General features: G+C 67.9%; 24 protein-coding genes. 10 read left to right on the forward strand and 14 right to left on the reverse strand.

Annotated features, from left to right (window positions below):
- The first annotated feature begins 4 nt into the window (after window positions 1-4).
- Both NMB40_RS09730 and NMB40_RS09735 read left to right on the forward strand, forming a co-directional pair.
- Window positions 5-817 carry an outer membrane protein gene (locus NMB40_RS09730; RefSeq protein ID WP_494360878.1) on the forward strand — a complete coding sequence of 271 codons (813 nt, stop codon included), beginning with the start codon at window positions 5-7 and terminating at the stop codon, window positions 815-817.
- 5 nt (window positions 818-822) lie between these two features.
- A complete protein-coding gene (locus NMB40_RS09735; protein ID WP_494360879.1) occupies window positions 823-2,415 on the forward strand; it encodes a mechanosensitive ion channel family protein in 1,593 nt (530 codons plus the stop codon).
- On the opposite strand, the gene NMB40_RS09740 is transcribed toward NMB40_RS09735, so the two are convergent.
- Genes NMB40_RS09740 through NMB40_RS09750 form a run of 3 tightly spaced genes read right to left on the reverse strand, consistent with a single transcriptional unit; the run spans window position 2,412 to window position 5,461 of the window.
- A complete protein-coding gene (locus NMB40_RS09740) occupies window positions 2,412-3,290 on the reverse strand; it encodes a DUF2950 domain-containing protein (protein WP_494360880.1) in 879 nt (292 codons plus the stop codon). The two genes, NMB40_RS09735 and NMB40_RS09740, sit on opposite strands and share 4 nt — an antisense overlap.
- Window positions 3,291-3,303: 13 nt before the next feature.
- A complete protein-coding gene (locus NMB40_RS09745) occupies window positions 3,304-4,623 on the reverse strand; it encodes a DUF3300 domain-containing protein (RefSeq protein ID WP_494360881.1) in 1,320 nt (439 codons plus the stop codon).
- Window positions 4,624-4,663: 40 nt separating this feature from the next.
- Entirely contained in the window at window positions 4,664-5,461 is a 798-nt protein-coding gene (locus NMB40_RS09750; protein WP_494360882.1) for an OmpA family protein, read from the reverse strand.
- Between the two features lie 206 nt (window positions 5,462-5,667).
- Here NMB40_RS09750 and NMB40_RS09755 point away from each other — a divergent pair, with 206 nt between their 5' ends.
- From NMB40_RS09755 to NMB40_RS09770, 4 genes are read left to right on the forward strand one after another with little or no spacing between them, the layout of a single operon-like run.
- On the forward strand, window positions 5,668-8,418 hold the full coding sequence (locus NMB40_RS09755) for an Orn/Lys/Arg family decarboxylase (protein ID WP_494360883.1): 2,751 nt from the start codon (window positions 5,668-5,670) through the stop codon (window positions 8,416-8,418).
- A 30-nt stretch (window positions 8,419-8,448) separates the two neighbouring features.
- Complete coding sequence (locus NMB40_RS09760; RefSeq protein ID WP_494360884.1) at window positions 8,449-10,149, forward strand: aspartate:alanine exchanger family transporter; 1,701 nt, start codon at window positions 8,449-8,451, stop codon at window positions 10,147-10,149.
- A gap of 9 nt (window positions 10,150-10,158) precedes the next feature.
- On the forward strand, window positions 10,159-11,496 hold the full coding sequence (locus NMB40_RS09765; protein ID WP_494360885.1) for an OprD family outer membrane porin: 1,338 nt from the start codon (window positions 10,159-10,161) through the stop codon (window positions 11,494-11,496).
- Between the two features lie 22 nt (window positions 11,497-11,518).
- The gene (locus NMB40_RS09770) at window positions 11,519-13,207 is read left to right on the forward strand and encodes an aspartate-alanine antiporter-like transporter (RefSeq protein WP_494360886.1); all 1,689 of its coding nucleotides are present in this window, start codon (window positions 11,519-11,521) and stop codon (window positions 13,205-13,207) included.
- A gap of 23 nt (window positions 13,208-13,230) precedes the next feature.
- On the opposite strand, the gene NMB40_RS09775 is transcribed toward NMB40_RS09770, so the two are convergent.
- The 8 genes from NMB40_RS09775 to NMB40_RS09810 form a co-directional block, all read right to left on the reverse strand.
- The gene (locus NMB40_RS09775) at window positions 13,231-13,848 is read right to left on the reverse strand and encodes a response regulator transcription factor (RefSeq protein ID WP_494360887.1); all 618 of its coding nucleotides are present in this window, start codon (window positions 13,846-13,848) and stop codon (window positions 13,231-13,233) included.
- A gap of 4 nt (window positions 13,849-13,852) precedes the next feature.
- Window positions 13,853-14,965 carry a sensor histidine kinase gene (locus NMB40_RS09780; protein WP_494360888.1) on the reverse strand — a complete coding sequence of 371 codons (1,113 nt, stop codon included), beginning with the start codon at window positions 14,963-14,965 and terminating at the stop codon, window positions 13,853-13,855.
- 104 nt (window positions 14,966-15,069) lie between these two features.
- Window positions 15,070-15,594 carry a hypothetical protein gene (locus tag NMB40_RS09785; protein WP_494360889.1) on the reverse strand — a complete coding sequence of 175 codons (525 nt, stop codon included), beginning with the start codon at window positions 15,592-15,594 and terminating at the stop codon, window positions 15,070-15,072.
- Between the two features lies 1 nt (window position 15,595).
- Entirely contained in the window at window positions 15,596-16,414 is an 819-nt protein-coding gene (locus NMB40_RS09790; protein WP_494360890.1) for a DUF2092 domain-containing protein, read from the reverse strand.
- 36 nt (window positions 16,415-16,450) lie between these two features.
- Window positions 16,451-17,434, reverse strand: a complete 984-nt coding sequence (locus NMB40_RS09795) for a SphA family protein (RefSeq protein WP_448142911.1) — start codon at window positions 17,432-17,434, stop codon at window positions 16,451-16,453.
- 17 nt (window positions 17,435-17,451) lie between these two features.
- A complete protein-coding gene (locus tag NMB40_RS09800; RefSeq protein WP_494360891.1) occupies window positions 17,452-18,375 on the reverse strand; it encodes a formylglycine-generating enzyme family protein in 924 nt (307 codons plus the stop codon).
- 140 nt (window positions 18,376-18,515) lie between these two features.
- Complete coding sequence (locus NMB40_RS09805; protein ID WP_494360892.1) at window positions 18,516-19,028, reverse strand: YidH family protein; 513 nt, start codon at window positions 19,026-19,028, stop codon at window positions 18,516-18,518.
- A complete protein-coding gene (locus NMB40_RS09810; RefSeq protein WP_494360893.1) occupies window positions 19,025-19,456 on the reverse strand; it encodes a hypothetical protein in 432 nt (143 codons plus the stop codon). The genes NMB40_RS09805 and NMB40_RS09810 overlap by 4 nt, the downstream gene beginning before the upstream one ends.
- A 131-nt stretch (window positions 19,457-19,587) precedes the next feature.
- On the opposite strand from NMB40_RS09810, the gene NMB40_RS09815 reads away from it, so the two are divergent.
- The gene (locus tag NMB40_RS09815; protein WP_494360894.1) at window positions 19,588-20,754 is read left to right on the forward strand and encodes a hypothetical protein; all 1,167 of its coding nucleotides are present in this window, start codon (window positions 19,588-19,590) and stop codon (window positions 20,752-20,754) included.
- A gap of 13 nt (window positions 20,755-20,767) precedes the next feature.
- On the opposite strand, the gene NMB40_RS09820 is transcribed toward NMB40_RS09815, so the two are convergent.
- The 3 genes from NMB40_RS09820 to NMB40_RS09830 form a co-directional block, all read right to left on the reverse strand.
- Window positions 20,768-21,157: a response regulator gene (locus NMB40_RS09820; protein WP_448142916.1), complete on the reverse strand. Its 390-nt coding sequence runs from the start codon at window positions 21,155-21,157 to the stop codon at window positions 20,768-20,770.
- 117 nt (window positions 21,158-21,274) lie between these two features.
- Window positions 21,275-21,922, reverse strand: coding sequence for a response regulator (locus tag NMB40_RS09825; protein WP_494360895.1), 648 nt, complete (start codon window positions 21,920-21,922; stop codon window positions 21,275-21,277).
- 151 nt (window positions 21,923-22,073) lie between these two features.
- Window positions 22,074-23,033 (reverse strand): helix-turn-helix domain-containing protein, encoded by a 960-nt coding sequence (locus NMB40_RS09830; protein WP_494360896.1) that lies wholly within the window; start codon window positions 23,031-23,033, stop codon window positions 22,074-22,076.
- Window positions 23,034-23,263: 230 nt separating this feature from the next.
- On the opposite strand from NMB40_RS09830, the gene NMB40_RS09835 reads away from it, so the two are divergent.
- The 3 genes from NMB40_RS09835 to NMB40_RS09845 all read left to right on the forward strand — a co-directional run bounded on the left by NMB40_RS09835 (window position 23,264) and on the right by NMB40_RS09845 (window position 26,314).
- Window positions 23,264-24,931: a sensor histidine kinase gene (locus NMB40_RS09835; protein ID WP_494360897.1), complete on the forward strand. Its 1,668-nt coding sequence runs from the start codon at window positions 23,264-23,266 to the stop codon at window positions 24,929-24,931.
- Window positions 24,932-24,954: 23 nt separating this feature from the next.
- Entirely contained in the window at window positions 24,955-25,815 is an 861-nt protein-coding gene (locus NMB40_RS09840; RefSeq protein ID WP_494360898.1) for an acid phosphatase, read from the forward strand.
- A gap of 103 nt (window positions 25,816-25,918) precedes the next feature.
- The gene (locus NMB40_RS09845; RefSeq protein ID WP_494360899.1) at window positions 25,919-26,314 is read left to right on the forward strand and encodes an OsmC family protein; all 396 of its coding nucleotides are present in this window, start codon (window positions 25,919-25,921) and stop codon (window positions 26,312-26,314) included.
- The last annotated feature ends 223 nt before the right edge of the window (window positions 26,315-26,537 follow it).

The raw sequence follows: 26,537 nt of genomic DNA on the forward strand, positions 1-26,537 counted from the left end.
CGTCATGAAACCTCCGTACCTGCTGCCCTCGATCCTGCTGCTGCTCACCAGTGCCCCGTGCTGGGCGGTTGAACCGCTGGATACCTTCAGCGTCCGCGTCGGTGGCTACATCACCGATTTCGATACGAAAGTGCGCGCCGACGGACAGACGGGCCAAGGGACCCGCATCGACCTCAACCGCGACCTGGGCCTGGACAACAACAATGCCATCGGGGTGATCGCGCTGAGCTGGCGCCCTTGGGAAAAGCATGAGTTCGGCCTGTCCTGGTACCGCGACAGCGCCGATGCCGAGCGCAACACCGAACGCGACATCGACTTCAACGGCCAGCACTACGCCACCCACACCCGGATCCGCGCCAAGTTCGACCTGGATGCCTACGAGGGCTACTACACGTGGTGGGCGTGGGGCGATGGGCGCTGGGCCCTGGGCCCCCGCGTGGGCCTGATCTGGTACCAGATGGACCTGGACCTGAGCGCCACCGCCGATGTCAACGGCAACCCCATCACTGCCCGCGCGGGCAACGACGTCAATGCCGACCTGCCGGCGCCCACGATCGGCGGCAGCTGGCGCTGGGCACCTGGCGAGCACTGGCGCCTGAGCGCCGACGCGGGTTATTTCAGCGCCAGCCTCAATGACGTTGATGCGGACGTCACCTTCGGCCGCGGCGGCGTGGAGTACTTCCCGTGGGACAACTGGGGCTTCTCGCTCGACTACACGGTGCGCCGTATCGAAGCGGACGTGGATGCCTCGCGCCTGGATGGCAACCTGCGCTTCGTCGACAGCGGCGTGCGGGTCGGTGTGATCTACCGGTTCTGATCGCCATGCCCCCGCTTCGGCTGGTGTTGCGGTGTGGCTGCGCGGCCTGGCTGCTGGCCTGGGCGCTCAGTGCGGGCGCTGCGCCCGCGCCAGCCACCGCACGCTGGTTCAACCGTGACCTGGTGACCTTCCGCGCACCGCTGTACGGAAACACGCCGGCGATGCGCGCACGCGCCACCGAAGCCAACCTGGCCCGCATCGTCGACCTGCCTGGCCAGGCCACCCTGCAGACCCAGCCGGTGCCGCAGGGCGTGGTGATCCTGGCCGGCGGGCAGCTGGTCACCGTGCTGACCCCGGCCGACTGCAACGCGCTGGGCAATGAAACCCTGCCCGAACTGCGCGACCGCACCGTGGCCCGCATGCAGCTGGCGCTGGTGGCCGCCGAACAGGCACGCCTGCCGCAACGGCTGCTGGCCGGCGCCGCCTGGGCGCTGCTGGCCACGGCCATTGCGGTGGGCGTGTTGTGGGGGCTGCGCTGGTGCAGCCGGCGCATGCGCCGACGGGCGGATGCCTGGGTCCAGCAGCGCGTGCAGCAGCTGCGCAGCGTGTCGGCGCGTCAGCTGCTGCTGGGGCTGGTGACCAGTGCGCGCAGCCTGGGGCGGCTGGTGGGGTGGCTGGTGGTGCTGGTGGTGCTGGAGGAATGGCTGCGCTTCGTGTTCGGTCGCTTCCCCTACACCCAGCCGTGGTCGGCGGCGATGGGGGGTTGGATCGGCGAACGCTTCGCCCGCTTTGGCCGTGGCGTCGTGGAGGCGCTGCCCGACCTGTTCACGGCCGCGCTGATCTTCCTGGCCGCACGGCTGGTGGTGCAGGCGGTACGCATCGTGTTCGACGGGGTGGCCAGCGGCCGGTTCCAGTTCGTGGGGATCGACCAGCCGCTGGCAGAACCGACCCGCCGGATCATTACCGTGGTGATCTGGCTGTTCGCGCTGGCAATGGCCTACCCGTACCTGCCCGGTGCCGAGACCGACGCGTTCAAGGGGCTGAGCGTGTTCGTCGGCCTGATGGTTTCGTTGGGTGCGTCCAGCATCGTCGGGCAGGCGGCCAGTGGCTTCACCCTGCTGTACTCGCGCACCCTGATGGTCGGCGATGTCGTGCGCGTGGGCGACACCGAAGGCGTGGCACTGCAGATCGGGTTGTTCACCACCCGCCTGCGCACGCCGTTGGGGGTGGAGGTCAGCATCCCCAACAACGTGGTACTGGCCGGCGAGCTGCGCAACTACTCGCGCGATCCGCAGGGGCCGGGCCTGTGGCTGGAAAGTGCGCTCACCATCGGCTACGACGCACCGTGGCGACAGGTACACCGGCTGCTGCTGCAGGCCGCGGCGGCCACTGACGGCGTACTGGCCGATCCAGCACCGCACGTGGTGCAGTCCGAACTGGGCGACGTCGCGGTGCGCTACGTGCTGCGCGTGCGCGTGATCGAGGTCGAACGCCGCTGGCAGGTGCGCAGTGCGTTGCACGCGCAGATCCAGGACGCGTTCAATGCCGCCGGGGTGCAGATCATGTCGCCCAACTACGAAGGCGACCCGGAGCAGGCCAAGGTGGTGCCTAAGGCCTACTGGGAGGGACGGCCGGCGCCGGCCAACGACGAAACCTAGTCTTCGGTATCGACCAGCGTCCAGCTGCTGTCCGGATCGAACAGGGTCATGGCGCGGGCCTCGCGGTCGGTGTCCGGGCCCAGGTCCTTTTCATAGACCTGGCCGGCGTGGCTGATGGTGAAGCTCATCACGCCGCTGTCGCCGTAGCGCGCCGGCCAGGCCACCAGCGCGAAGCCGCGGGTCATGGCGCCGGCTACCGTGTAGGGGTACGCCCCTCGCGGTGCCGATGGGCCCTGCCCCTGCAGGATCCGGTAGTGGTAGCCATGCCACTCATCGTCCGGCGTCTCGCCGCCGAACAGCGGCCCCAGCGGGCTTTCTCCGCCCGCATCGGCCGGCCAGTACAGGCCGTCATGCGTGCCGGGGCTGCTGCGCAACCGGGCGGCGTACTCGGGCAGCGTGTCATCGTTGCGGTCACGCCGCGCGTATTCGCGCTGGGCGTCGTGGTAGGCCAGCACGGCCTGCACCGCTTCGCGCTCGTTGCGCCCGATCCGGCGCGCACGCAGTTCCGGTGCCGCCGCCGCCAGGTCGAAGGCCCAGCCGCCGCCCTGTTTCACCAGCGGTACCGGCAAGGTCCAGCCCTCGTCGCCCACGCTGACCAGCGCATGGCTGGCGTCGACCGGCTTGATCGCATGCCTGCGCTGGTACTGGCTGACGAAGGTGTCCACGTCCTTGCGCTCGATATCGTCGCGCGGCACGTAGTCCTGCCAGTCAGCGCCCAGCACCACCGAGACCTGGTCGGGCCGTGTGTCACGCACTTCCAGCGCCGTCACCAGGGCATCGGCCGCGGCAGCGGCGCTGGGATAGGCCTGTTGCGCCTGGGTGGGCGCGGCCAGCAGCAGGCAGGCCACGCTCAATACGGAAAGACGAAAGGTCATGGCAGATCTCCGATCAACGGCGACGACCGCCGCCACCACCACCACGGGGAGCGGCCGGCCGGTTCATCGGGCGCCCCTGCGGGCGTGCGGCGGCGGGACGCTGCGAACTCTGCACGCTGCGATGCCCGCGGTTGGCATCGCCCAGCGACTGGCCGGGATTGCGCGCACCACTGAATGCATTCTCCGGATGGCTGCCGGGCGGGCGGCCGTGGCCGGCGCCGCCCTGGTTGCGGAACTGGTTGCTGCCGGCCGGGTTGCGCCCCTGCGCGGGGCGCTGGCCAAGCTCACGCTGCGAAGCGCCGGCGCGGTCGCGCGCCTCACGGTTGGTGGTGGCGGGCGTATCGAATCCGCGGCGCTCCATCGACTGGCGCGCGCGGTCGCGCTCGGCCGCCCGGGCATCATCACGCCCGCGATACTCCTGGCGCTGCGCCGCACCGTCGCGCGCGCCATCGAAGCGTTCGCGGGTGGCACCGTCACGGTATGGCACGCCGTCGCGGTTGGCCGCATTGTGCTTCCACTTGCTGTCGTTGCGGTTGATCTGGCGGTTGCTGTTGAACTCGTTGTAGCGGTTCACGTCGATATCGATATCGCCGTGCCCCCAGTCCAGGTCGCCCCACAGCGCACCGCCTACCGCCACGCCGATGCCGAAACTGAGCAGCGCACCGCCGGGATAGTAGTACGGCGGCGGTGGGTAGTAGTACGGCGGGTAGGCCGGGTAGGCCCAGCTGCCATACACCACGCTGGGGTTGTAGCTGGGCACGTAGACCACCTGCGGGTCGGCCGACTCGATCACGATGGTCTGCGGCGCCGACGCTGCCGCAGGCTGGGTGCTCACTTTCTGCTGCTGGTTGGAGTCCAGGTTGCCGGCGCTCTGCGCCTGCCGACGCAGGCGTTGCACCGAGTCCATCACGGCATCCGGCTGGGCCAGGAACGCATCGCCCATTTTCTGCACCCAGGCCGGGTCCTGCCCCAGCACCGCCAGCAGCTGGGGGAACGCGACCAGCGACTGCACGCTGGGGTCCCACGCCTGGTTGGCCACCTGGCGCACGGCGTCTTCGCCCTTGGCTTCCGGATGCGCCTTGGACCACGCCACCGCGTCGGTGACATCGCCGGGATAGCTGGAGGCCATCAGCACCTGCGCCAGCAGCGCGTCCGGGTACAGCGCCACCGGGGCGAGCATCTGGTCCAGCTGTTCGCGGGTGAACGTGCCCTGGCCCACCGCTGCCTTGGCAGGAGCGGGTGCGGCGCCGGCGGCGGCCACAACCGCCGCCGGGGTGCAGGCCAGCACCAGCGCCAGCGTGGAAAGCCGTGCCCATGTCAGGTAGGTGTGCATGCGACCTCCATTCCAATGCGCTGTTCGCCTGTGGCCAGGATCAGGGCTTGACCCCGGCCTGTACGCCCTTGTCGACCACCAGCTTGGCCACTACCTTGCGCGCCGCGCCGTTGCTGCCGTTGCCGGCATCCGGTGCCACGCCCATGCCGTCGCCCGCGCGCACGCGGCCCGGTGCCAACCCGGCGTTCTGCTGCAGGTAATTGGCCACCGCTGCAGCACGCTGGGTGCTCAGGCGCTGGTTGGCGGCGGCGTTGCCGGTGGAATCGGTGAAGCCCTGCAGTACCACGGCGTAGTTGTGGGTCTGCTTGGCCTTGGCGGCGAACGCGTCCAGGTCGGTGCGGGCCTTGGCCGAGAGCTTGGTACTGCCCGAGTCGAAGGTCACTTCCGCCGCATCCAGCTGCTCGTACGTACCGAACTCGTCCATGCGCTTGTTCATCGCACCGACTTCCGCCGTGGTCGGCGCCATGCCGGCCTGGATCTGCCGGGTGGTGCGCAGGTCCTCGGAGCGGAAGCTGATTTCGCGCGCATCCAATGCATCGCCGGCAGCGCTGCCTTCGACCGTGACCGGCAGGCCCGCCGCCAGTACGCTGGCGTCGGTCTTTTCATGGATGACGTTGGTCAGCCCCTTGGTCTTCTTGTAGACGGTGTCGGCCGACACCTGCACGGTGTGCGCCGTGCGGGCCTGGTCCACCACGGTAATGGTGTTGCCCTGCACGGCCGTGATCACGCCCTTGAGTTTGGTCCTGGCCGGATCGGCGGCCATGGCGGCCAGGGCGGTGAAGCCGGCCAGCACCAGCAGCAGGCGGGCGGCGGCGCGGGACAGGGGGCGCGTGGACATGGGGCAGCTCCAGGAACGGGGACGATGAACCACGCTAGGCGTGGGCCAGCCGCCCCGCAATTGGCCCTTGGGGCCATACGCCGGGCATGGACCCAAGGGCCAATTCCCGACCGTGCGGCGGGGGTCTAGCCTGCGCCGGGTAATGGCCGCCGTGCCCGGATCGGAGTGCGCCGGCGGTCCCTTCGTTCCCCCGCCGGAGCCCTGCCATGAATGCCGACACTGCTGCCCTGCCGCAACTTTCCACGGTGCTGGCCGCCGCCTCGATGCGCGCCGACCACTGGCGCCAACTGAACGCGTATGCGCGAGCGTGGGCAGCCGCAGGCAGCGACAGCGCCGAACGTCGCGCCGCCTGCGTTGAAGCGTTGGCAGACCTGCGCCCGCTCGAACAGTGCTGGGCCTACCCCGGCGAGCGCCTGCTGGCCTCGCTGGCGGCGGCGTTGGCCGACAACGACGCCGGACAGTTCGCGCGGCTGGCACGCAAGCTTTCGGCCGCAATCCTGTCCGGTGATTTCCGCCGCGACGAACAGGCCTGGAACGCCGACGACGACGGCGACCGCACCCTGCTCGACGCGCTGCCGCCGGAGCTGCTGGGCACGCCGGACAAGCCCTACTTCGAAGTGCTGATCGTGACCCCCAACGAACCGGCGCTGTGGCAACGCGCCCGCGACGAAATGCGCGCCATGCGCCGCGCTGATGATCAGTTCCACTACGCGGTCACCCACGCCGGCAGCTTCGAGGATGCCGCGCTGGCGGCAATGGTCAATGCCGACGTGCAGGCGGTGGTCATCGTCGACGGATTCCGTTTCACCTCGCTGCTCGACATCCCCGACCTGAAGCAGTTCCTGGCCCGCAACATGGGGGTCGACGCCGAACCGTCCGCCGCTGGGGCACTGTCCACCTCGCTGGCACGCGCGCTCCAGCACTTCCGCCCGGAGCTGGACCTGTACCTGCTCACCGACCGCTCGCCCGAGCGCCTGGCCGGCAGCGACGAAGCCGCACCGCTGCGCCGCGTCTTCCATCACGTGGAAGAGCCGATGGAAGTTCACCTGGCGTTGCTCGATGGCATCCTGGACCGTTACGAAACGCCGTACTTCGACAACCTGAAGAAGTACGCCCTGCGCCCGATCGGCACCTTCCACGCCCTGCCGATCGCACGCGGCAAATCCATCTTCGGCTCCAACTGGATCCGCGACATGGGCCACTTCTACGGTACCAACATCCTGTTTGCCGAATCCTCGGCGACCACCGGTGGCCTGGACAGCCTGCTGGAACCCACCGGCACCATCAAACGCGCGCAAACGGCAGCGGCACGGGCTTTCGGCGCCAAGCGCGCCTACTTCGGCACCAACGGCACCTCCACCTCCAACAAGATCGTGGTGCAGGCGGTATGCAAGCCGGGCGATATCGTCATCGTCGACCGCAACTGCCACAAATCGCACCACTACGGCTTCGTGCTAAGCGGCGCGCAGCCCTACTACGTGGAAGCCTTCCCATTGACCCAGTATTCGATGTACGGCGCGGTTCCGCTGCGTACCATCAAGCAGGCGCTGCTGGACTGCCAGGCCGGCGGCAAGCTGGACCGGGTCAAGGTCATCGACATGACCAACTGCACCTTCGATGGCCACATGTACAACCCGCAGCGGGTGATGGAGGAATGCCTGGCGATCAAGCCGGACCTGATCTTCCTGTGGGACGAAGCGTGGTTCGGCTTCGCCCGCTTCAGCCCGCTGCACCGTCGGCGCACCGGTCTGGGCGCCGCGGCCGCATTGACCGAGCGCTATCGCAGCAAGGCCTACCGCGCCGAGTACGAGGCCTGGAAGGAACAGCGGGGAAAGGTCGATCCCGGCGATCCGGCGCAGCTCGATGAACACCTGCTGCCCGATCCGGATGCGGTGCGCATCCGCGTGTACCAGACCAACTCCACCCACAAGTCGATGTCGGCCTTCCGGCAGGGCTCGATGATGCTGGTCTGGGACGAGGACTTCCACGAGGTGGAAGGCCCGTTCGAAGAAGCGTTCTTCGCCCACACCTCGACCTCGCCCAACCTGCAGCTGATCGCTTCGCTCGACCTGGCGCGGCGGCAAATGGAGCTGGAGGGATACGGCCTGACGCTCAAGATGACCGACCTGGCGCTGCGCCTTCGCCGCACCATCAACAGCCACCCGTTGATCTCGAAGTACTTCCACGTCGCCACGCCCGAAGACATGATCCCGGCCGAATTCCGCGCCTCCGGGCTGCGCGATTACGGGCCGCCCAATGCCAGCTGGGTGGAGACGCTGCAGGCGTGGGACGACGATGAGTTCGCGCTGGACCCGACCCGCCTGACCGTGATCTGCGGCGCCGCCGGCTTCGATGGTACCCAGTTCAAGGGCCTGCTCGCCGAACGCTTCGACATCCAGATCAACAAGACTTCGCGCAACAGCATCCTGGTGCAGACCAACATCAACAACACCCACAGCGACGCGGCGCTGTTGATCAAGGCCCTTGCCGACCTTTCGCGTGAGATCGAATCGCGGCTGGCGCAGGAGGGCGCCAACGGACGCCAGGTCTTCGCCGACCGGGTGCGCGCGTTGATGACCGACGTGCCCGACCTGCCCAACTTCAGCCAGTTCCACGATGCCTTCCGCGAAGCACCGGACGGGGCCAGCAACGAAGGCCACATGCGCCCGGCGTTCTTCATGGCGTACGAGGAAGACAACTGCGAGTTCGTGCGGCTGCACAGCGAAGACGTCGACAGGCGCCTGGCCGAGGGGCCGCAGATGGTGTCTGCCAACTTCGTCATCCCCTACCCGCCCGGCTTCCCGATCATGGTGCCCGGCCAGGTGATCACCGCCGACACCATTGCCTTCATGCGCAAGCTGGATGTCAAGGAGATCCACGGCTACCACGCCGCGCAGGGAATCAAGCTGATCAAACCCGATGCGCTGGCCGGCCTGCGTGCCGGTTCCCTGCAGTGAACCGCCGTCCCCCGGACAGGAGCACACGTCATGCAAGGTTTCTTCCAGTTTCTCGCTGACAACCCCTACATCCTGCTGTTCTTCACCGTCGGCATGGCGGTGCTGGTGGGCAAGTTCTCGGTCAAGGGCTACGGCCTGGGCATGGTCGCCGCGGCCGTGGTGGTCGGCGCGGCGCTGGCCACCTGGGCGTCCACCTACGGCGTGAAGCTGCAGCTGGACAACTTCGCCAAGTCGCTCTTCTACTATCTGTTCATGTATGGCGTAGGCCTGCGGGTGGGGCCGGCGTTCTTCAACAGCCTCAAGAAGGATGGCATCACCTTCACCATCCTGGCGGTGATCTGCGCCGTGCTGGGCCTGCTGCTGGTGGTGCTGATGTCCGGCCTGCTCGGGCTGCCGGCCGGCGCGGCCGGTGGGGTGCTGGCCGGGTCGCAGACCATGTCGGCCGCGATCGGTACCGCCGAAATGGCCGTCGAACAAGGGGCCTACCAGCTGCCGCCCGGCACCACCGCCGAACAGGTCTCGGGGATGATCGCGCTGGGCTACGGCGTCACCTACATCTGGGGCACCGTGGGCATCATCCTGATCTGCAAGTACCTGCCGCGCTGGTGGGGCGTGGATGCGCGCAAGGCCGCCCGCGAGTACGAGCTGGAACACGGCGTGCGCAATGTCGACGACGCCGCGCTGTCGGGCTACCGCGGCGGCGGCCTGCGTGCCTACCGCCTCGACAACGCCACCACCGCCGGGCAGAGCATCGGCCAGTTCCGGAGCAGATATCCCCAGTACCGCATCGCCAACGTGCGCCGCGGCGAGGAGACGCTGGGCGCCGACCCCGGCCTGGTGCTGCAGCAGGGCGACGTGGTCGCGCTCGGGGGTCGCCTGCAGGACCTTACCGACAACATTGGCCTGCTGGGTGTGGAAGTGGACGATCCCAAGGCGCTGAACATTCCCCTGGACCAGGCCGAAATCCTGGTCACCGACAAGGACTTCGTCGGCAAGCCGCTGAAGAGCCTGGCCGGGGAGGATTTCGCCGGGCAGCTGCAGGTCACCCGGTTGGAACGTTCGGGCGAGCCCATTCCGGCCGGCGCGGAAACCGAGCTCAAGCGCCTGGACGTGGTGTTCGTCACCGGCCTGAAGAGCGCGGTCGACCGCGCGGCCGGCATGCTCGGCAAGATCGCCCGTCCCAGCACCACCACCGACCTGCTGACGCTGTCGGCCGGCATGGTGCTGGGCCTGCTGATCGGCAAGATCAACGTGCCGATCGGCGACTTCTCGGTCGGGCTGGGCAACGCGGGCGGCCTGCTGCTCTCGGGCATCCTGGTGTCGTCGGTGGTGTCGCGGCTGCGCTTCTTCGGCAGCACGCCCAACGCCGCACGCAACATCCTGGAGGACCTGGGCCTGGTGACCTTCATCGCCATCGTCGGCATCAACGCCGGGGCCACCCTGCTGGAACAGTTGACCGGCGCCATCGCGGTCAAGATCTTCCTGGCAGGCTTCGTCGCCAGCACCGTGCCGCCGTTCATCACCTGGGCAGTGGGTTACCACTTCTTCAAGATCAATCCCGCCGTGCTCATGGGCGGCGTGGCCGGTTCGCGGTCGCATTCGGGTCCGGCGCGCGAGGCCGCCAAGGAGATCGACAGTACCGTGCCCTGGGTGGGCTTCCCGGTCGGCTATGCCGTGTCCGGCGTGCTGTACACGGTGTTTGGCTACTTCGCGATGGTGCTCTCGAACTAGGAGGCCGACATGAAGCCGCTCGCATGCATGCTGGCAGCTGCGGCGCTGCTGCCCGCCCTGGCCCAGGCGCAGTCCGCTGCGCCGGATGACCCGGAACCGGCCGACACGCAGCCCCGTTCCACCGAACAGGGCCAGACCCCGCTCGACGAAGCGTTCACCCCGCGCGACCGCGCTGCCTGGATCCGCGACACGCGCCGCCAGGCGTGGAAGGACACCACCTTCGACGTGCAGGCGCGCACCTTCTACCTGGACCGCGACAAGTACGACGACAGCCAGAGCACGGCGTGGGCGCTGGGCGGCTCGGCCGGGTTCAAGACCGGCTACTTCCGCGAACGCTTCGCCTTCGGCGCCACCGGCTACACCTCGCAGCGCCTGTACGGACCGGACGACAAGGACGGCACCCTGCTGCTCAAACCCGGCCAGGAAGGCTACACCGTGCTGGGCGAAGCCTATGGCGAGTTCCTGATCAACGATGACACCCGGCTCAAGCTGGGCCGCTTCGGCATCGATACCCCCTACGTCAACCGCAATGACGCGCGCATGACCCCCAACACCTTCCAGGCCCTGACCGTGCAGGGGGTGTACGGCGGCGACGACGGCGCGCCGCAATGGAAGTTCGGTGCCGGCTACTTCGACAAGATCAAGGAGCGCAATGCCGACAACTTCGTCTCCATGGCCAGGGACGCCGGCGCGCCGTCCTGGGTCGACCGCGGCGTATATACCCTCGGCGCGAATTACACCCGTGACCGGCTCAGCGCCGGTGCGATCTACTACCACAGCAACGACATCATCAGCATCTTCTACACCGAGGCGAAGTACGCCTTTCCGCTGGGTGACACCGCCAAGCTGAACCTTGCATTGCAGTACTCCGACCAGGACAGTGCAGGCGACAACCTGCTTCGCGGCGACGCGTTCTCGGCCCACCAATGGGGCGGCAAGCTGGAACTGGGCTACAAGGGCGCGCTGTTCACCACCGGCTATACCCGTGCCAGCGGTGGCACCAACATGCAGAATCCGTGGAGCGGCTATCCCGGCTACACCAGCGTGCAGGTCGAGGACTTCAACCGCAATGGCGAAGGTGCCTGGCTGCTGCGTGCGGCGTACAACGTCCAGTCGGTCAAGGGGCTGAGCTTCTATGCCCTGTACGTGGATGGCTCCGATCCGGACTCGCCCACCGACTACGCCAAGGACGAGTACAACCTCAACGCCCAATGGACGGTGGCCGACGGGCCGCTGAAAGGCCTGATGATGCGGGTGCGTTACGCGCACGTCAGCCAGAAGGGTCCGCAGACCAGCGACCTGGACGACCTCCGGCTGCTGGTCTACTACGACCCGCCGGGACTCTGATCCACCCACCAGGGAGGCGCGCATGGACGGCTTCGCATCGCTGCTGGTCCGCTATCCGGAACTTGCCGTGTACCTGGCGCTGGCACTGGGCCACTGGCTGGGCGGCATCAAGGTCCATGGATTCAATCTCGGCGGCGTCACCGGCTCCCTGCTGGTGGGCATGTTGATCGGCTGGGCCTTCCATGTGCCGGTGGCGGCCACCGCCAAATCGCTGGTGTTCCTGCTGTTCCTGTTCGGCATCGGCTACGAGGTCGGCCCGCGCTTCCTGTCGGCGATGAAGGGCGATGGCTGGCGCTATGCGGTGCTGGCGGTGTTCATGCCCGTGGTAGGGCTGCTGGCCGCCCTGGTCGTCGCCCATGCGCTGAAGCTCGATCCGGGCCTGGCGGCCGGCATGATGTCCGGCGCATTGACCGAATCGCCGGCGATGGGCACGGCCAGCGAGGCCATCCAACGCCTGCCCATCGATGACGCGCTCAAGGCCCGCTACATCGCCCATGTCGGCGTTGCCGATGCCTTGTGCTACGTGGCCGGGGCATTGGGGGTGATCCTCACCTGCAACGTGATCGGGCCGCGCCTGCTGCGCCTGGACCTGGTCCACGACGCGCTGGCGCTGGAGCACCGGTTCGGCATCGAACGCTCGGCGGCGGGCATCGCATCGGCCTGGCAACCTTTCGACACCCGCGCCTATCGCATCGCGCGGGGCATGCGCATCGCCGGTCTGCGCGTGGACCAGGCCGAATGCCTGTTGCCGGGCCTGCGCCTGTTCGTCTATCGGGTGCGCCACGGCCAGTCCCTGGTCGAGCCGGGCCCGGCCACGCGCCTGCATGCCGGCGACCACATCGTCATCGGCGGTCCACGCAAGGCGCTGGTGGAGGTGCTGGGCGAGCGTGCCGAGGAAGTGGACGATCCAGAACTGCTGGACATCCCGATGGCGTCCCACCAGGTGCTGGTCAGCAGGCGTGCGTGGGCCGGGCAGCGCCTGGAACAGATCGCCCGCGACGATGCGGTGCGCGCGGTGTTCCTGCGCGGGATCCGCCGCAACGGCCAATCGATGCCGATCGGCACCCGGACGGTGCTCGAACGCGGTGATGTGCTCGAGCTGATCGGACCGGAACCTGCGGTGGTGCGTGCGGCCGCCGAAGTAGGCCGGATCCTGCACCCGACCACGGCTACCGATTTCGTGGTGGTAGGCATGGCCATCTTCCTCGGCGCGGTGTTCGGCATCGTTGCCGTGGTGCCGCTGGGCACGCTGTCGGTCAGCATCGGCAGCAGCGTGGGCGCGCTGCTGGGCGGCATCGTGGTCGGGCACCTGCGGGTGCGCCGCCCGCTGTTCGGGCGGGTCCCGGACAGCGCGGTCAAGCTGATGCAGTCCTACGGCCTGGCCGCGTTCGTGGCGATGGTCGGGCTGGGCGCCGGCCCGCATTTCGTCGAAGCGGTGCAACAACACGGGCTCGGCCTGTTCCTGGGCGGCATCGGGGTGACCATGACCCCGTTGTTGGCCGGGCTGTGGTTCGGCCACAAGGTGCTGAAGATTCCCGGGGTGCTGCTGCTGGGCGCAATCTCCGGCGCGCAGACCTTCACCGCGGCACTGGCCGCGCTGCAGGAGCGCTCGGACAGTTCCATCGCGGTGATCGGCTACTCCGGTGCCGTCGCCATCGCCCATGTGCTGCTGACCACCTGGGGCACGGTGATGGTGCTGGCGATGGCCTGAGTGCGCGAGGGCGCAGGAAGGTCTCAGCCGCTGCCCGGATCGACGTGGGCCAGCTCGGCCAGGCGGACAAGCGCCGCCACCGACCGCACACCGAACTTCAGCATGATGCGGCTGCGGTGCACCTTGGTCGTCTTCAACGAAATCCCCAGGTCCGCAGCGATCTGCTTGTTCAGGCGCCCGGCAATGACATGCGGCAGCACCTCGCGCTCGCGCGGGGTCAGGCACTGGTAGCGCTGCACCGCGCCCTGCTCGCCACTGCGCTGGGTGCGTGCGCAGGCATCGGCGTCGATGCCGCGCAACACCGCTTCCAGCAGCACCGCCGCATCCACCGGCTTGGTCAGGAAATCCACCGCACCGGCACGCATCGCCTGGGCGCAGCTGGGAACGTCCGCATCGCCGCTGACGAAGATCACCGCCGGCGCCTGGCCACGTTCACCGAACAACCGCTGCAACGCCAGCCCGTCCATGCCCGGCATGTGCAGGTCCAGCACCACGCACCCTGCGGTGTCCGCATCGTAGCGCGCGAGGAATTCGTCGGGGGAACCGCTCAGGGCTACTTCCAGCCCATCGGCGCGGAGGCAGCGCCCCAGCGCGGCAAGCACGCGCGGATCATCGTCGACAATGTGCACGACAGCGCTCATGGCATTACTCCATCAAGGGAAGGTCGATACAGAAACAGGCGCCGCCTTCGGGCAGGTTACCCGCGTGGATCTCGCCGCCGTGGGCGCGCAGCAACGTGCGGCAGATCGCCAGGCCCATGCCCATGCCATTGGGCTTGGTGGTGTGGAACGGCGCGAAAATGTTCTCCAGGCGGTCGGCCGCAATGCCGGGGCCGGTGTCGCGCACCTCGATCCGGATGGTCCCGGGCACCGACACGTCGGTGCGCACGGTCAGGACCCGGCGCGGGCTGTCGAGCATGGCATCGCAGGCGTTGATGACCAGGTTGAGCAGCACCTGCTGCAGTTGCACGGCATCGCCCTGGACCCGGCTGAACGGCACCGACAGATCCAGGCGGTACTCCACGCCGCGGTTGATCAGGTCGTTGCGGATCACACGGACCGCGTCGTGCACCAGGTCGTTGACCATGAGTACGCCGAGCGTGCGGGTCTCGCGTCGCAGCAGTGCGCGCAGGCGGTTGATCACTTCACCGGCGCGCTGGTCGTTCTCGACGATGTCCTGCAGGATCTCGCGGATCTCGCCGATCGCGCCCGGGTCGCGGCGCAGGATCCGCAACCCGGCCTGGGCATTGCTCAGGATCGCGGCCAGCGGCTGGTTGAGCTCATGCGCCAGCGAGCCCGAGATCTCACCGATGAGGGTGACCCGCGACATGTGCGCCATGCTTTCGCGCTCGATCGCGATCTCCTGCTCGGCATGCCGCTGCGCGGTCAGGTCGGCGACCGCCAGCACGCCCTGCCACCCACAATCAAGCTCCACCGCGTTGAACAGCAGTTCCACCGGGAACGCCTGGCCGTCACGACGCAGGCCATGCTCGTCGCGGTCCATGCCACGCGCGGCGACGGGGCCGGCGCGATGGCGGCAGGACCAGATGGCACCGGTAGCATCCGGCAACAGCGCGACCAGCGGCGTGCCCTCGATCTCCCCCTGGGCATAGCCGAATACCGCTGCCGCACGGTCGTTGGCATAACGCACCACGCAGTGCCGGTCGACCAGCAGCAAGGCCAGTGGCAGCGCGTTCAGTACCGCCCGCAGCTTGGCCTGGTCCCGTGTCGCCGGTTCCGGGTGTGGCGTCAGCGTCACCATTCGGGCCTCCGAGGCCTGTGTGCGTGCAGAAAAGCGTGCATGTGGACTCTCCTTCGACCCACCCCCTTCAAACGCACCCGCACACAGGTTGACCGTCATGCTTACCTGGGCGGATTGATCACCACGTACTGCACCGTGGTGCCGCTGTACCGCGGCTCGTACCAGGTACTGCCACACTGCTGGTACGCCATGCCATTGATGACGGTGGTGACGCAGCTGGGCGGCACCGAGTTCACGATCGATCCGATCACCGCCGAGGTCACCGCCACGCCCGCGGTGACCGCCGCCGCCGTGGCGAACGGATGGTCGTCATAACGGTTCCAGTGATCGTCGTGGTAATCCACATCGACGTGGACATCCCGATTGACGTTCCGGTTGACGTTCCTGTTCACGTTCCGGTTGGTGTTGTGGTCGATGTTCCGGTTTACGTCGCGATGCGCGCCGCCGCCCTGCGGCCGTTGCACCTGCCGGTTCACGTTCGCGTGCGCGCTGGCGCGTGCGGCGCCACCACCACCGCCGCGATGACCATGCTGTGCGTTGGCCGGCGTGATACCCACGGCCAGCAGCACCATGAGGGCGCCAGCGCCGGCCAGCCACGTGGTACGGGTCTTGAGCAGGGTGCGCATGTCAGTTCTCCTGGCCGGCATCGGGGACCACCACGGCAACTTCCACCGGCACCAGCTTGATCCTTGCGGCATCGGCAGGCGGGGTGAACTGGAACGCGGTGGCCGGCACCGGCGTGCGGGTATCCCAGGTCAAGCGGGCGCGGTACTGCGGCTGGGCCGGGTCGTCCAGGGAATTGATGATCAGCTTCTTCGGCAGCGAGGTCGCCTTGGAAATCCACACCTGCCAGTCCACCGCATCCTGCTTGAACGCGTACTGCTCGACCGGCTCACCATCCACCGTGCCGCCGCCGATGTGCAGCGCATTGCGGATCGCGGTCTTGGGCGCCTTGTCGGTGCCCCACAGGAACATGTCGGCCAACGGCATCTCGATGCCATAGCGGGTCGCGGCCTGGTCGACCAGTTCCCCCAGCGACGACCCTACTCCGTCCACCTGCGCGTAGTACTTCAGGCGCGGCGAATACACCGTCAACGCATTGCCGTCGTAGATCAGCTGGCGCAGCTGGCGGTCGCTGCGCAGTTCCAGGAACAACTGGTTGGGCGTCTTGACCTTGTAGGTCACCACCCCATCCAGCTCGATCTTCTGGCCGTCCTCCAATACCACTTCGGTGCTGGCATCGGAGGTCAGCGAGAACTGTTTGAGTCCGCGCAGCGCCGCGCCCATGCGATCCAGCGCGGCCAGCGCTTCGGGGTCGCGCTCGTCGGCGTCGGTGCTGGCCGGAGGCGTCCGCGCGGGGGCGGCCGCCAGTGGCAGCGCGCCGCCTGCCAGGCCCGCGACCAGCAGGCAGGCAGTACGGGCTATACGGGTCGCAGGGGTGGCCATTGGATATCTCCGGAAACGGAAGGGAAGACGCGCGACTCAGAACCCGGCACTGATCGACACGCTCCAGGGATCGCCCTCGAAGCGGTTGCGCACGCTGAACTCGCTCAGGTAGCGGAACGAAACATCCACATGCTCGCCGCCGGACCACTTCTTGCCGTAGGTAAGCACCGGCCCCACGCCGAACGAACGGCCCTTGAAGCCGTCGAGCCGGTCGGCCAGGTCGCTTTCATCGTCCTGCACCTGCTGCAGCCAGCCGGCGGCCGCGCCGAATCCCCAGCCACTGGGGGTGCGCTTGACCAGCAGCGCATCGGTGCGCAGTACCAAGCCGTTCTTGTAGTCGGTGTCATCGTTGCGGCTGTACCAGTCCATGCCGCCGAGCACGCTGAATTCCAGCGTGCCCTTCTGGAACAGATGGGTGTAGCCGGCCGCGGGCGACACGGTCCAGACGTTCAGGCCGGGGTTGGCCAGCTTGCCCGGGGTGTACTTGGCGGTGGGCGCATAGACATACAGGCCGAACGACAGGTGCTGCACTTCGTTGATGTGGAAACCGGCGATGACCGGCGCGAAATACACATCGAACAGATTCGAGGCGCTGTCCTGCACGCGCACCTGGTTGCCCAGCGGGCCCTGCAGGTTGGCGGTGACATCGGCGTCGATGTAAGGCACGGTCAGCATGCTGGCGAAGTTCCAGCGGCCGGTCTTTGTCGGCCAGACATACACGCCGGTGGCGGCCCACAGGCTGACATCCGCCTCCAGCCCCAGCGAGACCTGCCCCGCGATCGGCGCCGGTCGGCTGGCGCCGATCTTGCCGTCGTACTGCACGTAGCTCAGCGACCATTGCATGCCGGGCTCCGGCGGAATCACGCCGACGTAGGAGGTGATCTGCATCCCGGTGATCGAACGTCCCAGCCCGCCTTCGACCGCGTGCGCCGGCAGCGCGGCGATCAGGGCGAGCGTACCGAGCAGCACGGCCGTGGCAAGGCAGCTGCGGCGATAGAGGGATGCGGAAGGGGCTGGCATGGCAATCACCTCGTGGGTCAGCGTTCCACGCAGCGGAAGCCGACGTGGCAGGTGGAGGTATCGATCGGCTGGGCCATCCGCGCGGCCGGACGGTAGCGGCGGCAGTAGTTGGGCGCGCACAGGTGCGAACCGCCTTTCATCACCCGTCGCGGGATCGCGCTGCCATCGTTCGGATCGTGGCTGCGCTGGCGCTCGCCGCCGCGCGGGTTGTCGATCGCGCAGCAGGCTTTGCTCTGCAAGCGGTCATGCTGCTGGTACCAGTCGCTGGTCCACTCCCAGACATTGCCGATCATGTCGTACAGCCCGTAGCCGTTGGGCGGGTAGCCGCCCACCGGCGAGGTCCAGCGGTGCCCGTCCTCTTCCAGGTTCAGCCAGGGGAACTCGCCCTGCCAGGTATTGGCCTGGTGCCGGCCGCGCACGGTGAGGCTGTCGCCCCACGCGAACTCGGTGGGTTCCTGGCCGCCACGCGCGGCGTACTCCCATTCCGCCTCCGTGGGCAGGTCCTTCCCGATCCAGGTCGCGTACGCCTGCGCGTCGGCGAAGGTCACATGGACCACCGGGTGGTCGTCCAGGCCGTCCAGTTGCGTGAACGGTCCGCGCGGATGGCGCCAATTGGCACCTGACACGTAATGCCACCAGTTGTGGGTGTTGGACATGTCCACCGGGTGCGAGGGCTGTACGAACACCACCGACGAGGGGACCAGCAGCGCCGGATCCGCACCCGGGTAATCGCGGGGATCGGCCGGCCGCTCGGCTGCGGTCACATAGCCGGTGGCGCTGACGAAACGCGAGAACTCGCGGTTGGTGACCGGATAGCGGTCGATCCGGAACGGCCCCACCCGTACCTTGTGCGCCGGGCGTTCCTCCGGATAGTGGTCGTTGGACCCCATCAGGAAGACCCCGCCTTCGATCTCGATCATGGTATCGGCCACGACACTCATCCCCGGCCACCCATCAGGCAGCCGGGCAGCGCGTGGCATCGATGTCGCTGCGGAAGCGACCGGCTTCGGGATGCTGTGGCTGCCATCGTGTTCTCCATTCCAGCGTTACAGGGAAGTCGGATCCGTCGGGCCATGGGGCTTTACCCGAACGGCGCTACGTTGAACGTCATGCCGACGATGGCCAGCAGGCCCAGCAACCACAGCAGGCCGGCGGTGATCAGGGTCAGCGAGATCGGGTAGTGGCTTTCGCCATGGACCAGCCCCTCGCCGATCATCAGGCTGCGCTCCTTGCGCAATCCCTGCATGTAGCGCACGTGGTAGACGATGCCGAGCGTGAGCATCACGATGCCCAACGCGACCAGCGCGACCCCGAAGTTGCGCGGGGCATGCGGGCGCAGGGTCACGCCGGGTACCTCCAGCATGTGGCCGAAGAACTGGTAGATGGTGAAGCCGAACCCGATCAGCGACAGCGCGGTGCGCATGATCGACATCAGGGTGCGGTCGGCACTCATGCGCGTGCGCTGGAACGACATCCCGGTCCGCCGCGAGGACAGTTCCAGCGACGCCTGGTCGGTGCCGCCCAGGGTCTGGCGCGCATGCTCGATGGTAATGGCGCGATCGGACAGTGCCTTCGCCGGATCTTTCTCGGTCATGGCCGGGAATCCTTGCCGTGGTGGGGGTGGCGCCGCAGCCATTGCCCGGCGAGCCGGGTGAAGGGGCCACGCAGGATGAGGTAGGGAATGAAGCCCAGCACCACCGCAAGCACGAACGCCTCCAGCGGATAGCGGAAGCCGCCATACACGCGCACCTGGTAGATCACATCCATCGCCACGCCCAGCAGCAGGATGCGCATCGTGGCGGTAACGCCTTCGCGCCAGGTGGCCAGGCGCTCGCCGCCGGTGCTGTGCGCGATGAGCCAGGCATAGGGCGGCTTGCCGGCCCGCGCGGCGCGGATGCCGTCGATCAGCGCGGTGATCAGCGCCATGGTCGGCTGCAGGAAGAACCGGAACGTCATCGGTCCGTCCGCACGACCGATCATGTCTGTCCAGAAGCGCGTCAGGAAATCGATGGCCAGGAGCATTGCCGGGTTCCATTCCAGAGGATTCCAGCTTGGCGGTGGCAACGTAAACGCACATCGGGATAGGTACTGCACCGGCTTCAGTATTTTTACTGCGCCGGCGACGGCTTGCCTCGAGGGTATGCTCATCGCGCATGAGCCAGGACAGCTACTCACTGATGCGCGGTGGACTGGTGCACCGCCTGCTGCACGCCAGCGGCGCGCTGCATGGCAGCCGGCGCCTGTCATGGTGGCTCGCCGCCCTGCTGGTGGCCGTGACGCTGCTTCCCCTGGTCGTGCTGGCCAACACGCAGGGCATGCTGCTGCCGCGGCCACACGCCATGGCCCTGCTGGGCGATTACGCCACCCTCGCCCGCCTGTTGCTGGCCCTGCCGCTGCTGGTGCTGGCTGCGCCGCGCGCCGATGCGCTGCTGCACGGCGCCCTGCGCCAACTCAGCCAGGCCAGCCTGGTCCACCCACGTCGGCAACCCCGGCTTCAGGCGGTGCTGGCCAGGATCCGACGTTGGCGTGACAGTCGATGGCCGGAGCTGGCCTGCATCGCGCTGGCCTTCCTGCCGCTGTTCCTGCAGGGCGGCGTGGTCAGCCTGCTCAGTGGCGTTCCGGACTGGCGAACCGAAGGCGGCGCGACCACTCCAGCCGGGCACTGGTATGCGTGGGTAGGCATGCCGCTGTTCCGGCTGGTCCTGCTGCTGTGGCTGTGGCGGTTCCTGTTGTGGGCCGTGCTGCTGGCCCGGCTGCCATCGGTGGGCCTGACCCTGCACGCCGAGCACCCCGACCGCACCGGCGGCCTGGCATTCCTGGGCGTGGCCCAGGAGCGCTTCAGCATGCTGGGGGCGGCAGGCGCACTGGTCCTCTCCGGCGCCTGCCTCAACCACATGACCTACCTCGACGCCTCGCTGTACTCGTTGCGCCACCTGCTGGCGGGGTATGTCATTGGCGCGACCGTACTGCTTCTCGCACCACTGCTACTGCTCACCCCGACCCTGATCCGCGCGCGTCGCCATGCGCTGTACCGTTTCAGCGCCCTGGGCAATCGCGCGGCTGCCGCGTTCGAGCAGCGCTGGAAAGCGGCCAGCGAGGACACCGCCGGCACCGAATCGCTGCTCGACCACAACGATGCCTCGGCCTTCGCCGATTTCAGCGCGGTCTACCAGGGGACTGCGTCGATGTCGGTGGTACCGTTCACGCGCTGGACCCTGCTGGGCATGGCCCTGCCCGCCGTGGTGCCGCTGCTGCCCCTGGCGCTGGTGGCGATGTCGGTGGACGACCTGGTCGCCAAACTGGCGGGCATGCTGATCTGAGCGACCGCCCTGGCTACAGGGAGCGCGAGATGAAGCGTTCGCCGCGCAATGCGGCCTGCACGGCCAACGCCAGGTCATCGCCCGCGTCGGACTTCAGCACGTAGCTGCAGGGTCCCAGTGCCATCGCCTGGTCCACCATCTGCGGCTCGGAGTGCACGGTGATGAACACCACGCCCAGCACCGGCCGTTGCACGCGCAGGCGGCGCGCCGCTTCCAGCCCGTTGAGCTCCGGCATCGCGATATCGGTGACCACCACGTCGGGCAGCATGCTTTGTGCCGCCTTGACCAGCGACGCGCCGTCCTGGACCAGGCCGATCACCTCGAACTGCTCGGCCAGCAGCCCACGCAGCTGGCGCCCCATGGCGGAGCCGTCTTCGGCCAACAGCACACGGACAGCGTTCATGGGTTCCGCCAAGGCATCGCGTGCCCTGATGGTGTGCCGCTGCGGTGACGGTAACAAGGGAAAAACAACCGGGCGGGGGCAAGTAAATCTACTTGCCCACCGCCGCCGGGGGCGATCTCAGTGGCGGATAAGCCCTTCGTGCTCGGCCTTGCGCACCAGCTCCAGCGTGCCGTGCACGCCCAGCTCCTGCATGATCGCGTACTTGTGCGACTCGATCGTGCGCACCGAAACGCCCAGCTCATAGGCGATCTGCTTCGAGCGCAGCCCGCGCGCCACGTACTCCAGGATCCGCAGCTGCTTGTCGGTCAGCACATACTGCTGCCGGCCTGCATTGGTGATGGCGTCCATCGCCAGGGTCGGGGTGACATAGGTGTGCCCACCCATCACGCCGGCCAGCGCACGCACCAGTTCCTCACCCGCCGCGCTCTTGAGCACATAACCGCGGGCGCCGGCGCGGATCGCCTCGGCCGCCATGCTCGACTCATCATGCATGGTGAGGAATACCACTGGCATCTCGTAGCCCTCCTCGCGCATCCGACGCAGCGCCTGGATACCTGTCAGGCCGGGCATGCTGATATCGGCCACCACCACGTCAGGAGGATCGCGGCGCACGGCCGCGACCAGCTTCTCACCGGAAGACACCAACTCGATCGAATCGAACCGGTCTTCCAGCAGATGCTCGATGCCCTGGGCTACCACCCGGTGGTCATCGGCAAGCACTACCCGGCGATATCGGCACTCCGCCGTCGAATACGAAACCTGCATGTTGTCGTCTCCCGTGGCATCAATCGTCCCCTGATTGAAGTGCTCTGCAGGCCGGCAATTGCACCGACCCCGCACAACAGCCCGACCTTGATGCTGCGGACGTGATGGCCGCGTGACGTTACACCACACTGTGACGGGCGTTTAAAACAGTTCAGCCTCGGAGGGTGTCACGCGGGCTTTCGCCGAACACATCGCGGTACATCACCGAGAACCGCCCCAGGTGCGCGAACCCGAACCGGGTGGCCACTTCGGTCACCCCCACCGCGCCCCGGGCATGGCGCAGGGCGCTGCGGGCCAGGTTCAACCGTGCCAACTGGTGCCAGTGGCACGGGCCGTGCCCGTAGGCATCCCGGAACAGCCGCTCCAGCTGGCGTTCGCCCACGCCCAGGTGCCGCGACAGCGCCCGGCTGTCATAAGGGTTTTCCAGCTGTGACTTGAGGTAGGCCTCGGCCTGGCGCACGATGGCGTCGCGACGGCGCTCATTGCAGCTGCCCAGTCCCCTGCGCTCCGGCCCACCATCGGACGCCGCCACGGCATCGATGAACACCCCGAGCAGGGTTGCCGCCTGCAGGTCCAGTTCCTCGGGCGGAATGATCCCCTGCCAGTCGGCCGCGTCCTGCAGCACCTTGAACACCCCCTCGCGCAGGTTGCGCGCATCCCGTGGCGCAGCCGCCCGGCTGTACCAGCCCCCGCGCGGCAGTCGCAGCTCGCGCCCGACCCGCTGCACTGCTTCGCGCTGCAGCACGGTGCGCGGAATCAGCATCACCGCCCATTGCCAGCCGCCAGGACTGGGCCGTACGTTCAACTCGCTGTCCTCGGCAAACACCATCACCTGGCCCGCCGCGATCCAGCGCCCGTTCGCCCACATCGGTTGCGCGCAGGTGACGGCCAGGGCCAGCGCGATCATGCCCTGGCTGAAACTTCCGCTGGCGAAGATCGGCAACGTATAGGCACCGCTGTCCAGGCTGAACTCGGGAAAGACCAGGCGTTGCACGCAGGCGCGGAAGTGGCCGGCGGCAAGCAGGCGCTGCTCGAAGCGGGTATCGCGCACGACCCCAAGCAGGGCATCGGCATCAAAGCCGTCAACCACGAAACGGCTGTAGGGGGACATCGGTTCGTCCATCGCCAGCTCCCGGATTCGGTCGGAATGTGGATAGCGCGCGTCGAGTCAACCTGTTCTCATCGGCGCGATTGTGGGGCCGATGCGGCATGGCGACAAGCCTTGCCGCAAGAGCCTCCCGCCATGACCGGTCGCAGTCCCGTTGCCTACCCGAAAGTCGTACCACGTTATGGCGCATGGATTGCCAGTGTGGCGATCCGCGCATCTCCCCGAGGTGCAGAGTGCAGGCCAGCAGCCAGGTGAACCAGGTCGGCGCAGCGCCGACCGACACTGCCAGCAGTCGCGTGCCCTTGCGACGCAGTGAGCGCTTCACATCCTCTCCACTGGACGTGCGCATCCTCATAACAAATGTGCTGCCACTGCTGATTGGCTGCGTGGTCGGCCAATGGCTGCCCACGCTGGCCCAGGCGCCGCAGCTGCATGTGCTGTGGATCCCCGGCCCCCTGCTGTTGGGGTGGCTGCTGTTCACGCCACGCAGCCAATGGCGCGGGTGCGTCCTGGCCGCCTGCGCCGGCACGGTGCTCTCGCTCCTGCTGGTGCCGCTGTCGGCGTTGCCGCGCCTGCTGGCCAGCCTGGGTGAGTTCGCGATGGTGGCGATGGTGGCATGGCTGCTGTTGCGCTGGCGCGCCGAACGCGCTGCCCTGGAGGACTACCGCGACCTGACCCTGTTCCTGCTGCTGGCCTGCGTGCTGCTGCCGCTATGCGGCGCGTGGTGGTACGCACTGGCGCTGGGGGGGCGCGGGGCTGCACTGGCACCGGACGTCATGCGCGAATTCGCCCTTACCAGCAGTGTCAGCTACCTGCTGCTGGTACCTGCCCTGGTCAACGTGGCCCGCATCCTGGATGCGCCCGAGCGCCGCCACGGCTGGCACTGGCAGAACGCGGGCCTGGCCCTGGTGCTGATGGCCATGCTGGTGGTGCTGTGGACGGTGGACTGGCGCGACGGCGTGGTCACCCCGCTGCTCACCCTGGCGCCGATCCCGCTGCTGGTCTGGGCGTTGATCGTGTTCGGCATCGCCGGCGCCTCGCTGACCATGGTCGTGGTCGCCGTACTGGGCATGCAGCTGGGCCTGGAAGCGATGGGGCCGTTCGGCTTCTGGACACCCGAACGCAACCTGCTCACCGGCCAGGCCTGGACCCTGTGCACCGGCTTTGCCCTGCTGTTCCTGGGCGCGCTGTCCGAGCAGAAGCTGTCCAACCGGATCAAACTGCAGCGCGCTTACGCACGCCTTGGCGAAGTGACCGGGCGCATGCTGGTGGTGCAGGAAGAGGAACGCACCCGCATCGCGCGCGACCTGCACGACGACGTCAACCAGTCACTGGCCGCGATCTCGATCCGGCTCAGCACGCTGCGCAACCACATCCCGCCGGCCGAGCGCCCCAGCGTGGTGGAGCTGCAGGACCAGCTGCTGTCGGTCTCCAACGACATCCGGGCCATCTCGCACGAACTGCACCCCAGCATCCTGCGTTTCACCGGGCTGGCCAGCGCGCTCGATGCGTTCTGCATCAAGCGCAATGCGCGGGGGCGGCTGCGCCTTCGCTGCAGCATCGAGGACGCGCCGCGCCTGAACGACGAACAGGAGCTGAGCCTGTTCCGGATCGTGCAGGAGGCGGTCAACAACGTGGACAAGCACGCGCGCGCCAGCGTGGCCGATGTACTGGTGTGCGTGCGCGGGCAGAACGTGGTGCTGCGGGTGGATGACGATGGCGTGGGCATCCTGGCCAGCCACCTGCGGCGCACGCCCGGGCTGGGCCTGATCAGCATGGAAGAGCGCGCGCGGCTGCTGGCCGGCACCCTGCACGTGGGCACCAGCCCGCTCGGCGGTGCGCGGATCGAGGTGCGCTTTCCCCTGCGCGACGCCGCCCCACGTGGCGCGGCCGGCCAGTAGAACTACTACGTCTGGAGATTTCCATGCCCGCTTTTCGCAAGGCATCCTGGCTTGCCGTCGCGCTGTTGGTCGGGTGCGCCACCGGGCCGCTGACCGGCCCTTCACCGGCCGTGCTTCCCTCTGCGTTGCCGCCGCAGCCGGCACCGGTCCCGGAGCTGCGCCCGGGCGTCCCGGCCGGCTACCTCGGCCGTGCCCTGCCCGACAGCCTGACGCTGCTGCCGCCGCCACCGGCCAAGGGCTCGCCGGGGTTTGCCCGTGACCAGGCGATCAGCCGGGCGTCTCAGAAGTTGAAATCCGGTCCGCGCTACGCACTGGCCAGTCGCGACGCGGACCTGCGTTTCCCGCAGGTGGCCAGCACGTTCTCCTGCGCGCTGGGGGTGCCGATCAGCCAGCAGGACACACCGCGCCTCTACTTGCTGCTGCAACGCAGCCTGGTCGATGCCGGGCTGGCCACGTATGCGGCCAAGGACCATTACAAGCGCACACGGCCGTTCGTGTTCTACAAGGAGAAAACCTGTTTCCCCGCGGATGAAGCGTCGCTGCGCAGCGACGGCTCCTATCCCTCCGGACATACGGCGATCGGCTGGGCCTGGGCGCTGCTGCTGAGCGAACTTAGCCCGGCCCAGGCCGATGCCGTGCTCGCACGCGGCCGTGCGTTCGGCGAAAACCGGCTGATCTGCAACGCGCACTGGCAGAGCGACGTGCTGCAGGGGCGTGCGGTCGGCGCGGGCGCCGTCGCGGTGCTGCATGCCAATGAGACCTTCAACGCGGACATGCGGGCCGCTCGCGCCGAGATCGACAGCCTGCGCGGCAGCGGCGTGCTGGCGCAGGACTGCGAGACCGAGGCCACCGCCCTGAAGGTGAAGATCCCCGGCGTGGAGTGATCCCTCCACACCGGCAACAAACCGTCCCGTTGTTGGCAGGCTGCACGTGGCAGTCCGCCATGGCATGCTCGGCGCCCTACCTTCCCGCTGCAGGGCACGCGCCATGGCACAGGTCCAGATTGTTTCCGACGGCCCCAACTACCGGCACCAGATCCAGGCCGGCGCGCACGGCGTGGTGGCCGATGAGCCGGCCACGCTGGGCGGCCAGGGCGCAGGCATGGCGCCGTTCGAGCTGTACCTGGCGGCATTGTCGGCCTGCACGGCCATCACCCTGCGCATGTATGCGGAGAAGAAGGGCTGGGACCTCGGCGAATTCCGCGCCGAGCTTTCCTCCTCCCGCGACCCCGACAACCGGCTGCGGGTCCACCGGGTCCTGCATGCCACGGGTGCGCTCGATGACGTGCAGTGGCAGCGCCTGCTCGACGTTGTCGAACGGACCCCGGTAACCCTGGTGATGCGCGAGGGGGCGGTGATTACCAGCGAGCGCGGTGCCGGCTGAGCAGCATCGCCATCGAGGAATGGCCTGGCTCGCTGCCCCCTGAGCGATGACGGGGGAGACATCCCGCGGTTGACAGCGAGCCAGGACAAAACGTGCCGATCGCGTGATTCCCTGCATCCAGGTCGGCATGCCCGCGTTGGCCTTCGTGGTCATTAGAGCCCGGCAATGGACACGCAGACGCCTCGATCCGGCAGCACGAGCGTGCGTTCCGGCAAGACGTGGG

Source organism: Stenotrophomonas sp. FBCC-B152 (assembly GCF_059134105.1).

What these genes read in the sequence shown, in the direction of transcription:
- NMB40_RS09775 (WP_494360887.1), bottom strand. Translation starts at nt 13,848, where the DNA reads ATGAGCGCTGTCGTGCACATTGTCGACGATGATCCGCGCGTGCTTGCC.
- NMB40_RS09740 (WP_494360880.1), bottom strand. Translation starts at nt 3,290, where the DNA reads ATGACCTTTCGTCTTTCCGTATTGAGCGTGGCCTGCCTGCTGCTGGCC.
- NMB40_RS09750 (WP_494360882.1), bottom strand. Translation starts at nt 5,461, where the DNA reads ATGTCCACGCGCCCCCTGTCCCGCGCCGCCGCCCGCCTGCTGCTGGTG.
- NMB40_RS09760 (WP_494360884.1), top strand. Translation starts at nt 8,449, where the DNA reads ATGCAAGGTTTCTTCCAGTTTCTCGCTGACAACCCCTACATCCTGCTG.
- NMB40_RS09795 (WP_448142911.1), bottom strand. Translation starts at nt 17,434, where the DNA reads ATGCCAGCCCCTTCCGCATCCCTCTATCGCCGCAGCTGCCTTGCCACG.
- NMB40_RS09755 (WP_494360883.1), top strand. Translation starts at nt 5,668, where the DNA reads ATGAATGCCGACACTGCTGCCCTGCCGCAACTTTCCACGGTGCTGGCC.
- NMB40_RS09765 (WP_494360885.1), top strand. Translation starts at nt 10,159, where the DNA reads ATGAAGCCGCTCGCATGCATGCTGGCAGCTGCGGCGCTGCTGCCCGCC.
- NMB40_RS09815 (WP_494360894.1), top strand. Translation starts at nt 19,588, where the DNA reads ATGAGCCAGGACAGCTACTCACTGATGCGCGGTGGACTGGTGCACCGC.
- NMB40_RS09845 (WP_494360899.1), top strand. Translation starts at nt 25,919, where the DNA reads ATGGCACAGGTCCAGATTGTTTCCGACGGCCCCAACTACCGGCACCAG.
- NMB40_RS09840 (WP_494360898.1), top strand. Translation starts at nt 24,955, where the DNA reads ATGCCCGCTTTTCGCAAGGCATCCTGGCTTGCCGTCGCGCTGTTGGTC.
- NMB40_RS09830 (WP_494360896.1), bottom strand. Translation starts at nt 23,033, where the DNA reads ATGTCCCCCTACAGCCGTTTCGTGGTTGACGGCTTTGATGCCGATGCC.
- NMB40_RS09735 (WP_494360879.1), top strand. Translation starts at nt 823, where the DNA reads ATGCCCCCGCTTCGGCTGGTGTTGCGGTGTGGCTGCGCGGCCTGGCTG.
- NMB40_RS09800 (WP_494360891.1), bottom strand. Translation starts at nt 18,375, where the DNA reads ATGAGTGTCGTGGCCGATACCATGATCGAGATCGAAGGCGGGGTCTTC.
- NMB40_RS09770 (WP_494360886.1), top strand. Translation starts at nt 11,519, where the DNA reads ATGGACGGCTTCGCATCGCTGCTGGTCCGCTATCCGGAACTTGCCGTG.
- NMB40_RS09730 (WP_494360878.1), top strand. Translation starts at nt 5, where the DNA reads ATGAAACCTCCGTACCTGCTGCCCTCGATCCTGCTGCTGCTCACCAGT.
- NMB40_RS09805 (WP_494360892.1), bottom strand. Translation starts at nt 19,028, where the DNA reads ATGACCGAGAAAGATCCGGCGAAGGCACTGTCCGATCGCGCCATTACC.
- NMB40_RS09825 (WP_494360895.1), bottom strand. Translation starts at nt 21,922, where the DNA reads ATGCAGGTTTCGTATTCGACGGCGGAGTGCCGATATCGCCGGGTAGTG.
- NMB40_RS09785 (WP_494360889.1), bottom strand. Translation starts at nt 15,594, where the DNA reads ATGCGCACCCTGCTCAAGACCCGTACCACGTGGCTGGCCGGCGCTGGC.
- NMB40_RS09745 (WP_494360881.1), bottom strand. Translation starts at nt 4,623, where the DNA reads ATGCACACCTACCTGACATGGGCACGGCTTTCCACGCTGGCGCTGGTG.
- NMB40_RS09810 (WP_494360893.1), bottom strand. Translation starts at nt 19,456, where the DNA reads ATGCTCCTGGCCATCGATTTCCTGACGCGCTTCTGGACAGACATGATC.
- NMB40_RS09790 (WP_494360890.1), bottom strand. Translation starts at nt 16,414, where the DNA reads ATGGCCACCCCTGCGACCCGTATAGCCCGTACTGCCTGCCTGCTGGTC.
- NMB40_RS09820 (WP_448142916.1), bottom strand. Translation starts at nt 21,157, where the DNA reads ATGAACGCTGTCCGTGTGCTGTTGGCCGAAGACGGCTCCGCCATGGGG.